The 204-nt window shown below is 57.8% G+C and carries 1 pseudogene; it reads left to right on the top strand.

The window, feature by feature from the left end:
- Positions 1-204: pseudogene (locus ACLIIZ_RS21215) on the top strand (IS5/IS1182 family transposase); the annotation flags it as partial.

Genomic DNA, 204 nt, shown 5'->3' with positions numbered 1-204 from the left:
CGGCCTATGTTCGATTCGCCCGCTGGGAGACCAAGGGCGTTTGGGATCAAATAGCTGCTGCGCTTCAAAGAGATGCTGATCTTGAAGAGTTGTTTATCGATGCGACGATTGTTCGTGCCCATCAGCACGCGGCCGGGGCGCGAAAAAAAACGGTGCGCATCAGGACCAAGCCATTGGGCGAAGCCGCGGCGGGCTGACGACCAA

It is taken from the genome of Azonexus caeni, from assembly GCF_048146105.1.
GTDB classification, from domain to species: Bacteria; Pseudomonadota; Gammaproteobacteria; order Burkholderiales; family Rhodocyclaceae; genus Azonexus; species Azonexus aromaticus_B.
The sequence above is the reverse complement of the archived record's forward strand: the minus strand, read 5'-3'. Positions and strand labels throughout refer to the sequence as shown.